Genomic DNA, 11767 nt, shown 5'->3' with positions numbered 1-11767 from the left:
AGTAAGGGTCAACCCTTCCAACGCAATGGGGCCAATATCTACGTGGATGGGTAGTTTTATTTCCAGGGCACTGCTACCCTGGAAATAAAATCCTTTGTCGGAGGATACACCGACGAGAATATCGAAATCGGCTTCGGCTTTGATGCCGGATAATATTTTTTGATGAGGCCATCGCCTTTTGAAGAGTCGATAATGATCTTACCATTCTTCAGGGACGATTCAAAACCAATGGCGCCTTTGGCCGCATTGGCCCCGCTATCCCAATTAAAAGAAACGGTAACGCCATTACTTACCTCTCCTATTTCCACACGGCTGCCACCTGCTTGTCCCAACAAGATAAAGGGACGTGGTGGATTGACGGGCTTGCCGATCAGTTTGAAAGCGGCTGAACCGCTTACTGAACCGGAAGGCGGAATAATACTTACGTTATGAGGAGGGACTATCCTGATACCGGTTCCTGCTGCCAGGCTGCCTGCCAGGTCAATCCCAAATTTCCAGGCAGGGTTCCATAAAGGAACGGTGAAACTGAGCGCACTGGCTACTTCGCCAAAGATCAGTGCTTCCAGTCCAGGTGGGTTGGTGATATTGGTAGGCCTTAGCCGGAAGATACCAAAGCGAAGGGCTGGTCCAATTTCTCCTTCACTGGCTCTTTGTAAAGTGACGGGTATGGCGAAGGCTTTCAATACGGAGTGAATGCGGGGAATAAATTGCTTGCCATCAAAATCATTGGCGCCCCATTTATATATCTCTGTAAATAGTTCCTGTGGTTTGGTAAAGAGTTTGGGGAAACGATCAAACCGAACGACTCGTTTTGTATAAGCTGGTTTGGCCAGGTTGACGGGATCGGCAGCTATCTCTTCTTTATCGAACAGGCCCATAAATTCAAAGAGGGAACCTACAATCGGGAAACGAGTTTCACAATAACGGATGACCAGGAATCCAAAAAGGTTTTCGGGAAGCTTTTGTGCAAAGGCAGCTACTTCAGCGGGTGGGATGGTACCAATACCGCCAATGGCTCCCAACTCATCGGCAATGGTTTTGATGTTGGTAATGATGTTAATGACGCTGGTGAGCAGGTCGGCCGACTTGCTCAATATATCGCCGGTATTATCGGCCTCTATGGCTGCTATAAGGGCTGTAATTTTGGGGGCCAGCTGGCCGGCCTCATTACCGGTTTGTACAAAGGCATTGCTTAGGGCTACATTATTGAGCAGGGTGGGTGGAAATTGTAATCCCAATTCGGACATCAACACCAATACCTGGCCCGATTGGAGGCGCTGCTCCAGTGGCTTGAGCACATTGCCCAATTCAATACCGATGAGTTCTATCGTTCCTCTGGCGGGCATGTTATTGATTTAGTTGGTAAATGAATAAATGATAACACCAGCTGATCAACCAGGCCGCTGCAGCAGTTACACCTAGCAGCAACAGCATAAAGGCGATGATAAGGCTCAAACTCTTTAAGGAGGCTGAGGATAAGCCCGCAGTTATTTTCTTAACAGCCTGCATGTACAATATGATGGGTCGTATAACCAATACCCGCGCCAGGTTGCGTGGCAGGGTATGCCTGCTGAGGTAACCAGCCACAGCGGGACTGAAACTGTAATATCCTTTGTTGAGGTAGTAAACAAAGTGTTGACCAAACCGGGTAGCGGCCATATCTACATCACGGATAGCTTTTAAAAGCTGCACCTTGGGATGATCGGGTGTGTCAAAACAAACGGTAGCGATGATGCAGGACCGGCTGGAAGTACCTGTAATGGAGGCAAGATTGGAAACGAGCTTTACAAATTTGGCGCGCTCACAAGGGCGGCCTTCTTCAAAATTATCGATGATGAACAGCATGTACATACCGGGGGCGCCACACTGCGATCGCTGATCATGTTCACTCTTAGCTTGCCATTCTCTACGGTAAAATCAATCTCTTTTACAAAGGGTATATGTCTTTGTTCAGTATCGGTATGATGGGTCATGGCGCCGGGGCGGATGAGCACGACCTTAACAATATCATTGACCTGGGGTGTTTCAACAAAGAAGGGACGGCCATAACAAATCTCATTGGCCACATTTCTTTCATTTTTAACGGAAGTGATCGTTGGTCTTGGTCCCGAAAGAAATAGATAGGAAGGTTTATAGATCTCAAAGTTCTTTTGGTTTTCGGCCATGCCTGGAAAAGTCACGGAATCTTCATCTCTATTGGGGTTTACGCCACCGGCCACGATCACGCTACCATCGGGCAATAGTAAGGCGGCTGAATGGTATATCCGGGGTCGTGCAAGGAAGCAACGGGCGTAAATGTTCTGGCTACCGGATCGAATATATCGCATTCAAGGGCCATTGTCGAAGCAGGGCACCATTTGTAAAAATCATGTCCGCCCAATACCAGCACTTTTCCATTGACCAGGTTTACCGCACTTACATTGATACGGTCTTTGTTCATCTCGGGCAGTGTTGTCCAGGCATAAGGCAACACTTTGGTATCCAGTAGCTCGGCGCTTTTGGGATTGGAACCGGCCACCAGGGGATGAGCCGCCCGAAAGCCGGCGACTCTCGGTGGATCAGTATGTCCATTGGCCGGCATTTTGGCGCCGCCCAGTAATAATATATTGCCATCCTGAGCGGGCGACAGTAAGATGGAGGTTCCTTCTTCCCTGAACTTAACGTGGGGTTCAAGGAATACGTCTGGAGGTCCTGGCGGGCGCAGGTAGGCGAGGCAATTGGCTCTTACACCTGCAGCAGCATTGGCCGTGACCATATAGGAAACTGTTGGTACGCCATTAAGTGCAGTAGGCTGGGCTGTGCTTTCATACCGCCAGTTGGTGCCTGTATGAAATACGTCACTTCCTTTTACCAGGTGCATACCGGGATACGTTGCGAATGCCGCCGCCTGGGCCTTGTGTACGCCATCCATCGCCACTGTTCTTGCCGTACCATAGTTGCCTGCCGTTAGCATTTCTACCGACTCGGCAATGTAGGCACCCGACAACACATCTTTCCTTCCGGAGAACACCAGTATATTTTCATCTTCCATGAACACCGCTGTGGGGTACCACCTTGCTTCGGTCATATCGCCCAGCTTCACAAATCCAGCTCCTGGATTGTCCGGATCGAACATATTGATATCCCTGATGCCCCGTCCGTGCTGGCCTGTTCCATCTCCTATATGGGGCCGGCACCTGCACCGCCCATGGTGATCACTTTGCCGTCGGCAGCATGGACATGGTGGCAGCAGAAAATATCTACTCCGGGAAAGGTAATGATGGTGGCATTGGAAATATCGGGCATGGTAGTACTGCCATGAACGGTTTCGGCATTGGGGGTAGGGTCAGGAACAGTAGCTGCCAGTGGGTCCCACATCACGGCTTCTGCTATATAGTGAATGGTTTCGGCATGGCCTGACCACCACAAAACTTTTCCCGTATGAAGCATGACGGCATGGATCACAAAAACGCCCAGGTTATCGCCTGCTGTGTGTGAGTTGCCCGGTGTTTTGTAGGGTCCAAACCATTTTCCTAAAGGTTGCGAACTTGGCATATATCAGGTATATGAGATCAAACCAGTTTATAAAAAGCAAAGCTTTCAATGAATGAGGAGCATACAACAGCCATCTCTCTCAATGCATAGACATTGATGGAACAGGTACAGTTTTTAACAGCGAACCCATGTATGATGGCTTGCGTGGCAGGGATATGCTTACCAGTGCATACTGATAGAATGGTGCCTACTAAATGACAGTGCTAACTAAACGAGGGCCTGATTTTCTATAGAGTATAAAGTGGGAGAGAACAGTAAGTCGTATAACTAAGATAATAAAGTTTTTGATGAATTACGAAATATGGGGAAAACTATTGTGCAGGGTAACCGTTTCCAGTATTATTTCCGCCGAGGGCACAGGCATGATGCAAAAAGGCCTGCAAATTCAATGCTTTGCAGGCCGGTCATTATTGAATAAGTTACTTGTTTAAAGTTTGATGAATTTCCGTTTCTCTTCATTAGCCTGTATATAATATACACCCGGTTGCAGAGATTGTACATTGATAAAGGTTGATAAGGTAGCGCCATCAGTTACCAGCTCCTTTTTCAGCACCACTTTTCCGTTTGCATCCACCACCTGTATCACCAGCCGTCCGGCCTTGGTCTGCAGCTGAACATTCAGCACATCTGCTACCGGGTTGGGGAATATCTCGAAGGACTGCGCCCTATTCAAACGAATAATCAGGATGTTGCTGTAGGTAAAGCGGCCATCGAGATCGATGCTTTTAAGCGGTAATAGTTGATGCCGGGTGCAGAATGCGCATCGGTATAAGCATAGGTTGTGGGTGTTGCAGCAAAACCGGCAGCAGGCACATTACCCAATGCCGTAAATGAACGCCCATCATTGCTACGCTCCAATGAAAAACTATGGCTATTGCTTTCTTCACCCGTGGTCCAGTTCAGGGCAACACCATTATTTGTTCTAACCGCCTTAAAGGATAGCAGTTGAACGGGAAGCGTAGCCAAAGTATTGAAAGATACAGTAACCGGTGAACTGTACAGGGCTTGTGCAATAGCATATACTTTCAATGTATGTACCCCATCGGCCATGGTACCCGGATGGTTATACGTAAAATTGCCTGCCGCATCGGAGGTCACCGTATTCAGCAACGTATTATTTAAATAAAGCGCTATAGAGGTATTGGCCGGGCCGGTACCAGAGATGTTTGTCAGGTTCTTGACTACACCGCCTGCTGCAGGTGTAACAATGTTGGGCGTCGCAGGAATGGTCATACAACCCGGAATAACGGTAATTGAACCAGCTGCTCCTGCGATAGCTCCATACGCGATTCCATCGGGCGCAAATGCATTGGACTGTGTACCTGACTGCGCCCCATTTACTGCCCGACTACCACCAATATTACAAGCCTGTATTAAAACAGCGCCACCACCGCCGCCGCCGCCGGGGCCATGTTCGGGGCTGCCGGGTGATCCGCCGTTTCCACCGGTAGCCTGTAAATTGCCAAAATTTACATTACCTGTGGCACGCAGGTAAACGGTGCCTCCTGCACCGCCGCCGCCGGCGCCATCATCCGACGAGGTCCCTCCAAGGGCGCCATTGGCCAGGAGACTTCCTGTACCTGTCATTTGATTGCAGCGAATGAACACTACGCCACCTCCTGCACCGCCAGACGAACCCGCATTATTATCGCCATGGCCAGCGGCACCGCCCCCGCCCATCAACAAATGATCCAGCGGAGAATAGAGCAGGGAAACACCACCCAGGCCACCCATCCCTCTTGACCCATCCGACGAATGTGTTCTGCCACCTTTGCCGCCAGCTCCTTTGTTGCCGCCGCCGCCACCGCCCGAATTAAGGGCCACACCACCGCCAGCACCATTGGCCATATTGCCTCTGCCTGTAAATGTAGCACCATACCAGTTGGCCACAATGCCCTCTCCTTTTTGTGCACCGGAGGGCGCTGCTTCATTAAGACCAGTGGATCCCATATTACCAGTCAGATCATCCACATACACTCCGGCCCTGTTTCCTCTTCCCGAGGCATTGATAGAACCATTCAGATCTATAGTTCCCGATGCAAGCAAAACAACAATGCCACCTCTGACGCCATCCCAGGGCATGGCGACTATACCCTGTGCGGCAGGAATGGTAAGATTGGTATACTCCGGCACCTGAATTATCTGGGTAACGTTGGCAGCATAGCTGTTTGTGCAAGCTGCCGTGAAAGTGATGGTACTGCCGGCTACCGAAGCCACACGGGCAAACTCCCAACGCCCAACAGGATCACTGGAAAGGTTAATGGCCGCCTGGGAACCCACCGCAGGCGCTGGCACAAAGCCCGTAGCCTGCCATATCATCAGCAGATCGCCGGCTGCAATTGCTCCCGGCACTGTAGACGAACCAAAAGTAATAGTAAGATCTCCCGGTGCTACAGGTGCTGTCACTATTGCATAAATGTTGACGACGCCGGTGGAGCCCATAATGGTTGAAGCACCATTACGGCCAGTACCATTGCCAAAAACATCCTGCCGGGCCTGGACAGGTACATTAAAACAAAATAAAATAAATAAAGTAAATATTGAGTAACGTAAAATCATAAGCTACAGTTTATGTTAGGGGGCGCAATGATACGCTTGATTATTAAGAATGCATGACAAGACAGCTGGTTTTAATTCTCCTGCTGATCGTATGAAAGAATGTTTGGCAATTTAAATGGCTTCACCGCTCATACTATTGTGTATGTTATGGATGGACGTCGCATCTGGCATATGGCGCAAGGTTGCTTTGAATTACAAAAGGGCAGTAGTGTATTTGTACGGAAGGGAGCCAGCCTGGTAGAATACTTTAATGATTCAGCTTTTTGTGTGATCGTATTTTTGTACCGGATGATTTTCTTTGCGAGGTACTAAAAACCATTCCCCCTGGCAATACGCGTCAGGATAATGATCCAATTGTTACCATCGACAACAAGGAGGCCATCAACAGATAGTAATCCTGATCATTTTCAGCACCGGTGAAAATCAATGGCCGTATTACTCATCAGCGGGCAATACTGGCCAGTTTGATTGTTTTTTCTTTGTTATCGGTCCAGGCAAAAGAATATTATTTCCTGAGCGGGTCATTTGCGGAAAGCCGCCTGAGCGGGATTCGGAAGAGGAGGCAATGATAACGGAAGTATCTTTTGTACCGTTGGCATATACTTTTACGGCTTTAATAGCAGGACCTTCCATCCAGCTAACGAAGGCAGTTGTATCATTGATCATCAACAGATCCACACGGCCAATCGTCTTGCCTTCATCTATACGAACTGGCTTACTGAACGTAGCGCCACCATCAGCAGAGAAAACCACATTCACCTGTGCCTGTTGTGCAGGCATCGAAAACCAGGCAATGGCCAGGTTGTTGCCGATAGCATCTATTCGTGGCCCATTCACCGGGCAACCTTCTATTTTCCAGTTGTCGGAATGAATGGGTATGGGTGAAGTCCAGGCACCCTTTTCATAACGAACAATGGACATATCTCTTATTTCGTCGTTCGACCGGTCTCTGTATACCACAACAGGACCATTGGCAGTAATGGCTGCACTGGTTTGACAGCAATCGCATACGCGGCTGTCCAGTTCCCATTCATTTTCTTTTTTACCGCTCTTGCCCAGGATGGCCGCCCGGATGGTCATTTCGCCGTGATGGCCTTCATGTCCGCCGTGTGCTCCTTCTTTAGCAGTATTCCTTCCATCGAGCCAGGAAACAAAATATTTTTCGCCATAGGGTACAATGGATACAAAACCATGCTCGGCCTTTTTACCATCCTGGTGTAGTAATTGGGCATTGCTCCAGGACTGGCCTTTATCGGAAGAAGTAACCATTTTTATATCGTAGGTAAAAGTATTCGGAGCGCTTTTCTCCAGGAAGTGAGCCACCAGGTTGTTGTTGCCATCGGCTACAACGATCGGGTAATCGGCCCAGTTCACAAACCAGTTATTGCCGGTACTAATATTGACTGGAGGGGTCCATTTATTATTTTCGAGGGTCGAGAACTTCAGTGTGCTTTGGGTTCCTTTTTCTCCACCCAGGAAAGCAGCACTTGTCCATTTTTATCAGTGAATAGGAATGGTTCGGCGCAGGAATCTGCCGCAGGCGAAGCAAATGCTTCGGGGTCAACGGGGCCAGTTATTTTGTCTTTGGTATCGCTGGTACCAGCACAGGAGGCCAATATACCACACAGGATGGCGGGGGTAAGTAGTTTGATCATTTGGAAGTAGTAATGGTTCGTATTAGATCGATTTGTTTTTGTTCATCCCATTTCCGGAAGCCCATTTCGGAATATATCAATTTACCGGCTGGGTTATAGATAAAGGTCGTGGGCAAACTCATGATATTTAATTCGGCGGCATTTTCAACCCTTACATAGTTGAAAGCATCATTACCATCCGATTTAAATTCTTTGATTTGCTCCAGGGTTTCATCCGAAGCAAATAAAAACGCTACGGGCTCGTTTTGCAATATTTGTTGCGCTTGTTGGATGGAAGGTATTTCCCGCAAGCAGGGTTTGCACCAGGTGGCCCAGAAATTAAGGAATAGTGTTTTGCCTTTGTATTGTGCCAGGTCGATGGATCGGCCTTCCAGATCGGTCAATACTATTTTTCAAGATCTGTTTTCTCCTGGTTCAGCGTTACCGCCACCTTGGCCGCTTTGGGTTTGCAACAAAGCAGGATAAACAGGGGCAAAACGAATAGCAATCGGATAAAGCGCATGTAATAAATTTTTGGTTGTCGCTCTCCTCAAATATAAGACTTGGGAGTTTAATTCTATCAACAAATGTTAAGTCAGTTTTTTCCCCAATCTACTGACTGGTATTATTAAAATGTTGCCCGGCAAACTGGATGTTTGATGCCTTGATATTGTCAATAGCCTGCTGCTGAATGGGCGTATTTTGCACGGAGGCGATCAGCCATTTTCCCTCTTGTTTAAGCATTACAAAGGTGAGACTGGCCTGGGCTGTTTCTTCCAGCCGGTCTTCTTTTTCAGGAATACGTGTTTGATACAACTTACGAGGGCAACGTCTTGCCTTAGCATAAGAATTTCCAGTAATTTGTGTTGGGTAACAATGCAGAAAGGGCGGTTTGAAGAGCAGCTTGTATCATGCCAGCAATTGTATCCCTGCCGACAACCCGGAGACCTACAAAATTGATGAGGTTAACATCAGGTGTAAGCAGTGCCGGGAACCTTTCAGCATCACTCTGGTATCGTTGTGCATCTGCTACCACTTGTTTGATCGCGTCGATGTCCTGTTGATTGGGCATAATAGCTTCCATATTATGGATCGTGTTTTACAACACAAGATAATGGTTAACGGTTACTATATGCTATTGAACAGATGCTACTTTCATAGTAGGGGTATTGATGAAGAGGCAAGCTTACTCATTTGCGAAGCGGTGGCTCAACTTCACAAATCACGGGCGACTTCTTTTCTGATGTATTGACAGATCTGTAGAGGTCAGGTTTTACCTTATTTGTCTGCTGCAACCCGACCACCTGATGTTGAAAATAGAGCCATAAGTTTTAAAATTATCATCAACGAAATAGTTGCTTGCCTTGCCTGAACTACGCCAGAAAACACAGGCTTCGAGTTTACAAAAATTTGCTAAAATCAGGTAATCCTTGCCAGGAATTTTAACAGATAGTTTGATTTTCTGAAATTAAGCTCTTCCATTCGGCTGCATTTTTCAGTGGTTGTCCTCAATGGTACCTCGATAGGTCCACACATCCTCCTCTTTGGGTCCTCATTGCTTCCTCGGGGCCCGAGGAGCCAAAGAGGAGGCATTGAGGAAGATCCGGGGAAGCAAAGAGGACAAACAAGGTTTTTGTGTTGTTCGTCCCTGGACGTTCACTGTTCGTCCCAGGTGTTTCCTCGGGCCGTCCCAAATAGGAAAGTGTTTTCGGGGAAAAAATGCTGTTCGTCCCAAGACATCAGGCGTTCGTCCCAGGTTTCCGGGAGACCGACCTATTTTTGAAAAACAGGAGTGGAGACTGCTGTAGATTTGTGCTATCAGTTACTGCTAAAGGGGATTTCGCCTGGGTATAACAGGAAGCGCGAACCTGTTAACCCGCTCCCGGGCAGGGGCTGGTAAAGAGCATGCAATTTTTAAACTTCGAAAATGATCAATGGCGCCCAAGGTTTGGGTTTGATTACCAGGTATAGGTTTGATCCTGCAGCAAAAAAATCGGCCACAGTTCTTTGAATTGATTTCCAAATTTTCAACCCGATTTGATTAATCGGGGTAAACAGAGAGGTAATAAATAAAAAACCCGCCTAGGCTTATGCTACGGCGGGCAGAGGCGGAGACGGAGAGATTCGAACTCTCGATACCCTTTCGAGTATACACACTTTCCAGGCGTGCTCCTTCAACCACTCGGACACGTCTCCTTTAAAAATGGGTGGCAAAAATACAGTTTAACACCCTATCAACCGAATATTTTTGGGCATTGGCGGTAGTAATTTTTGCGACCTCTTCTTTGGATACTCCTTTTACCTCCGCCAGCTTCTCCCATACATACTTTAAATAGCTGCTTTCATTCCTTTTACCCCTGAAAGGCACCGGCGGCAGGTAAGGCGCATCGGTTTCCAGTACCATGGCCTCCAGCGGAATATCTTTGAGGGCCCCGGGCAGCGTAGATTTTTATAGGTCAATACACCGCCAATACCGAGGTAAAACCCCGCATCAATAATTTGCTGCGCCTGAGCAGCCGTGCCAGTAAAACAATGGAAAATGCCATTCAATGCACCATTCTGGTGCTCCCGTACAATGCCTATACAATCGTCCATTGACTCGCGGGAATGGATCACAATGGGCAGTTTGTATTGCAAAGCCCATTCTATTTGCTGATGAAAAGCCGCTACCTGCTGCTGGTCGAAAGCCCGGTCCCAATAATAATCCAGGCCAATCTCCCCTACGGCGGCAAAAGGTCTTTTGCCCAGCCAGCCGGCAATAATGGCCAGCTCTTCCTGGTAATTTTCTTTCACGGAAACGGGGTGCAGACCCATCATAGCTATACATTGACCTGGAAACCGGGTTTCCAGGGCCAGCATGGCCTCATGGGTTTCACTATCAATGGCAGGCAGGTAAAAGCGCTCTACCCCTCTGCTACCGCCCGGCCAATGACGGCATCAATATCACCGGAAAACGGCTCACTATATAAATGGCAATGAGTATCAACTATTTGCATAATCACAGGTTTCTGAACGGCAAAAATAATTGAAGAATATTTAAACTATCACCCCATCTTCCCGTCTCACGACGTTAAATACTTATCACAAATCCCTTTTATGAAAACACTGAGCAAGCTCTCCCAATCTCTCTTTGTCACCGCTTTTATGGCGGCTGTTCTTTTACGGCCTGTAAAAGGATAGTAAAGACGATTCATCGCAGATCCAGGCCGAACAACAGGATTTTGCCACAAATAGTACCCGGGCCGATGCAGAGTCGGATGCGGTATTTGATGATGTACTCAATAATGTATTGGGTGTCAATAGTGAAGTAGCTATCGGCGGTACGGGTGTTTTTGCCAGGGCAGGCCGGCCCATCAATGGCAAAGAAAATGGTGTAGAAGGCCCTACCTGTTTCACTGTTACCGCAACTAAGTTGAATGGAACCAATGCCTTCCCCTGCAGGTGGTCATTGATTTTGGCGCCGGCTGTACGGGCGCTGACGGCAGAATACGCAAAGGAAAGATGACGATCGTTTATTCCGGCAGGCTATTATTACCCGGCAACAGCGCCACCACCACATTTGAAGGCTTTTACCTCGACTCGATCCAGGTAGAAGGCACGCATAAAGTGACGAATACCAGCACACAAGACAAGCGGAGCTTCACGGTGGAGGTGACCAATGCCAAGCTAACCAAGCCCAACGGTAATTTCAGTACCTGGAGCAGTAACAAGACGATTACGCAGACCGGGGCATGGCAACCCTGCTGGATTTCACGGATGATGTGTTCAGTATTACCGGCCAGGCCAGCGGCACGCTGAAAAGGGGCGACAAAACCTATCAATGGACGGCGGCCATAACCAGCCCACTGATCAAAAAACTGACCTGCTGGTGGATCAGCCAGGGTACCATTACCATCAGTCGCAATAATACCCCCATCGGGGTGCTGGATTACGGAACCGGACAATGTGACCGGAAAGCTACCCTTACGGTGAATGGGGTGATATTCGAAATATCTTTGGTTTAATCAAAAATTATTCTACCTTTAAGTCAGTTTTCATAG

Annotated in this window: 18 protein-coding genes and 1 tRNA gene; 4 read left to right on the top strand and 15 right to left on the bottom strand. The window is 48.0% G+C overall.

Annotated elements, in window-relative coordinates; genetic code table 11:
* Window positions 1-56: 56 nt before the first annotated feature.
* The 7 genes from RS881_RS06300 to agmC form a co-directional block, all read right to left on the bottom strand.
* Window positions 57-1346, bottom strand: a complete 1290-nt coding sequence (locus RS881_RS06300; protein ID WP_315820294.1) for a hypothetical protein — start codon at window positions 1344-1346, stop codon at window positions 57-59.
* A gap of 1 nt (window position 1347) precedes the next feature.
* Window positions 1348-1845, bottom strand: a complete 498-nt coding sequence (locus tag RS881_RS06295) for a CFI-box extended C-terminal domain-containing protein (RefSeq protein WP_315820293.1) — start codon at window positions 1843-1845, stop codon at window positions 1348-1350.
* Window positions 1785-2240 (bottom strand): galactose oxidase-like domain-containing protein, encoded by a 456-nt coding sequence (locus RS881_RS06290; protein ID WP_315820292.1) that lies wholly within the window; start codon window positions 2238-2240, stop codon window positions 1785-1787. The genes RS881_RS06295 and RS881_RS06290 overlap by 61 nt, the downstream gene beginning before the upstream one ends.
* Window positions 2222-3115: a Kelch repeat-containing protein gene (locus RS881_RS06285; protein WP_315820291.1), complete on the bottom strand. Its 894-nt coding sequence runs from the start codon at window positions 3113-3115 to the stop codon at window positions 2222-2224. The genes RS881_RS06290 and RS881_RS06285 overlap by 19 nt, the downstream gene beginning before the upstream one ends.
* Window positions 3116-3159: 44 nt before the next feature.
* Window positions 3160-3534 carry a hypothetical protein gene (locus tag RS881_RS06280; RefSeq protein ID WP_315820290.1) on the bottom strand — a complete coding sequence of 125 codons (375 nt, stop codon included), beginning with the start codon at window positions 3532-3534 and terminating at the stop codon, window positions 3160-3162.
* 427 nt (window positions 3535-3961) lie between these two features.
* Complete coding sequence (locus tag RS881_RS06275; RefSeq protein ID WP_315820289.1) at window positions 3962-4207, bottom strand: T9SS type A sorting domain-containing protein; 246 nt, start codon at window positions 4205-4207, stop codon at window positions 3962-3964.
* Window positions 4208-4215: 8 nt separating this feature from the next.
* Window positions 4216-6093, bottom strand: a complete 1878-nt coding sequence (agmC, locus tag RS881_RS06270; protein ID WP_315820288.1) for an adventurous gliding motility protein AgmC — start codon at window positions 6091-6093, stop codon at window positions 4216-4218.
* 99 nt (window positions 6094-6192) lie between these two features.
* Here agmC and RS881_RS06265 point away from each other — a divergent pair, with 99 nt between their 5' ends.
* Window positions 6193-6405, top strand: coding sequence for a hypothetical protein (locus tag RS881_RS06265; protein ID WP_315820287.1), 213 nt, complete (start codon window positions 6193-6195; stop codon window positions 6403-6405).
* Between the two features lie 123 nt (window positions 6406-6528).
* Here the strand turns inward: RS881_RS06265 and RS881_RS06260 are convergent, their stop codons facing one another.
* From RS881_RS06260 to RS881_RS06225, 8 genes are all read right to left on the bottom strand, one after another.
* Window positions 6529-7491: a hypothetical protein gene (locus RS881_RS06260; RefSeq protein WP_315824374.1), complete on the bottom strand. Its 963-nt coding sequence runs from the start codon at window positions 7489-7491 to the stop codon at window positions 6529-6531.
* A gap of 44 nt (window positions 7492-7535) precedes the next feature.
* Complete coding sequence (locus RS881_RS06255) at window positions 7536-7748, bottom strand: hypothetical protein (protein ID WP_315820286.1); 213 nt, start codon at window positions 7746-7748, stop codon at window positions 7536-7538.
* A complete protein-coding gene (locus RS881_RS06250) occupies window positions 7745-8131 on the bottom strand; it encodes a TlpA family protein disulfide reductase (RefSeq protein ID WP_315820285.1) in 387 nt (128 codons plus the stop codon). The genes RS881_RS06255 and RS881_RS06250 overlap by 4 nt, the downstream gene beginning before the upstream one ends.
* Before the next feature lie 208 nt (window positions 8132-8339).
* Window positions 8340-8543 carry a nuclear transport factor 2 family protein gene (locus RS881_RS06245; RefSeq protein ID WP_315820284.1) on the bottom strand — a complete coding sequence of 68 codons (204 nt, stop codon included), beginning with the start codon at window positions 8541-8543 and terminating at the stop codon, window positions 8340-8342.
* A gap of 22 nt (window positions 8544-8565) precedes the next feature.
* Window positions 8566-8811: a nuclear transport factor 2 family protein gene (locus tag RS881_RS06240; protein ID WP_315820283.1), complete on the bottom strand. Its 246-nt coding sequence runs from the start codon at window positions 8809-8811 to the stop codon at window positions 8566-8568.
* A gap of 1025 nt (window positions 8812-9836) precedes the next feature.
* A tRNA-Ser gene (locus RS881_RS06235) sits at window positions 9837-9923 on the bottom strand.
* 1 nt (window position 9924) lies between these two features.
* Window positions 9925-10131 carry a TatD family hydrolase gene (locus RS881_RS06230; protein ID WP_315820282.1) on the bottom strand — a complete coding sequence of 69 codons (207 nt, stop codon included), beginning with the start codon at window positions 10129-10131 and terminating at the stop codon, window positions 9925-9927.
* The gene (locus tag RS881_RS06225) at window positions 10056-10586 is read right to left on the bottom strand and encodes a TatD family hydrolase (protein ID WP_315820281.1); all 531 of its coding nucleotides are present in this window, start codon (window positions 10584-10586) and stop codon (window positions 10056-10058) included. The genes RS881_RS06230 and RS881_RS06225 overlap by 76 nt, the downstream gene beginning before the upstream one ends.
* A gap of 430 nt (window positions 10587-11016) precedes the next feature.
* Here RS881_RS06225 and RS881_RS06220 point away from each other — a divergent pair, with 430 nt between their 5' ends.
* From RS881_RS06220 to RS881_RS06210, 3 genes are read left to right on the top strand one after another with little or no spacing between them, the layout of a single operon-like run.
* The gene (locus RS881_RS06220; protein ID WP_315820280.1) at window positions 11017-11232 is read left to right on the top strand and encodes a hypothetical protein; all 216 of its coding nucleotides are present in this window, start codon (window positions 11017-11019) and stop codon (window positions 11230-11232) included.
* The gene (locus tag RS881_RS06215) at window positions 11229-11525 is read left to right on the top strand and encodes a hypothetical protein (protein WP_315820279.1); all 297 of its coding nucleotides are present in this window, start codon (window positions 11229-11231) and stop codon (window positions 11523-11525) included. The genes RS881_RS06220 and RS881_RS06215 overlap by 4 nt, the downstream gene beginning before the upstream one ends.
* Window positions 11489-11731 (top strand): hypothetical protein, encoded by a 243-nt coding sequence (locus RS881_RS06210; protein WP_315820278.1) that lies wholly within the window; start codon window positions 11489-11491, stop codon window positions 11729-11731. The genes RS881_RS06215 and RS881_RS06210 overlap by 37 nt, the downstream gene beginning before the upstream one ends.
* Window positions 11732-11767 lie beyond the last annotated feature (36 nt).

It is taken from the genome of Paraflavitalea speifideaquila (assembly GCF_032395985.1).
Classification (GTDB): Bacteria; Bacteroidota; Bacteroidia; order Chitinophagales; family Chitinophagaceae; genus Paraflavitalea; species Paraflavitalea speifideaquila.
This window is presented reverse-complemented; position numbering and strand designations above follow the sequence as displayed.

What these genes read in the sequence shown, in the direction of transcription:
- RS881_RS06300 (WP_315820294.1), bottom strand. Translation starts at nt 1,346, where the DNA reads ATGCCCGCCAGAGGAACGATAGAACTCATCGGTATTGAATTGGGCAAT.
- RS881_RS06295 (WP_315820293.1), bottom strand. Translation starts at nt 1,845, where the DNA reads ATGCTGTTCATCATCGATAATTTTGAAGAAGGCCGCCCTTGTGAGCGC.
- RS881_RS06285 (WP_315820291.1), bottom strand. Translation starts at nt 3,115, where the DNA reads ATGTTCGATCCGGACAATCCAGGAGCTGGATTTGTGAAGCTGGGCGAT.
- RS881_RS06280 (WP_315820290.1), bottom strand. Translation starts at nt 3,534, where the DNA reads ATGCCAAGTTCGCAACCTTTAGGAAAATGGTTTGGACCCTACAAAACA.
- agmC (WP_315820288.1), bottom strand. Translation starts at nt 6,093, where the DNA reads ATGATTTTACGTTACTCAATATTTACTTTATTTATTTTATTTTGTTTT.
- RS881_RS06265 (WP_315820287.1), top strand. Translation starts at nt 6,193, where the DNA reads ATGTTTGGCAATTTAAATGGCTTCACCGCTCATACTATTGTGTATGTT.
- RS881_RS06255 (WP_315820286.1), bottom strand. Translation starts at nt 7,748, where the DNA reads ATGATCAAACTACTTACCCCCGCCATCCTGTGTGGTATATTGGCCTCC.
- RS881_RS06240 (WP_315820283.1), bottom strand. Translation starts at nt 8,811, where the DNA reads ATGGAAGCTATTATGCCCAATCAACAGGACATCGACGCGATCAAACAA.
- RS881_RS06230 (WP_315820282.1), bottom strand. Translation starts at nt 10,131, where the DNA reads ATGGTACTGGAAACCGATGCGCCTTACCTGCCGCCGGTGCCTTTCAGG.
- RS881_RS06225 (WP_315820281.1), bottom strand. Translation starts at nt 10,586, where the DNA reads ATGCTGGCCCTGGAAACCCGGTTTCCAGGTCAATGTATAGCTATGATG.
- RS881_RS06215 (WP_315820279.1), top strand. Translation starts at nt 11,229, where the DNA reads ATGACGATCGTTTATTCCGGCAGGCTATTATTACCCGGCAACAGCGCC.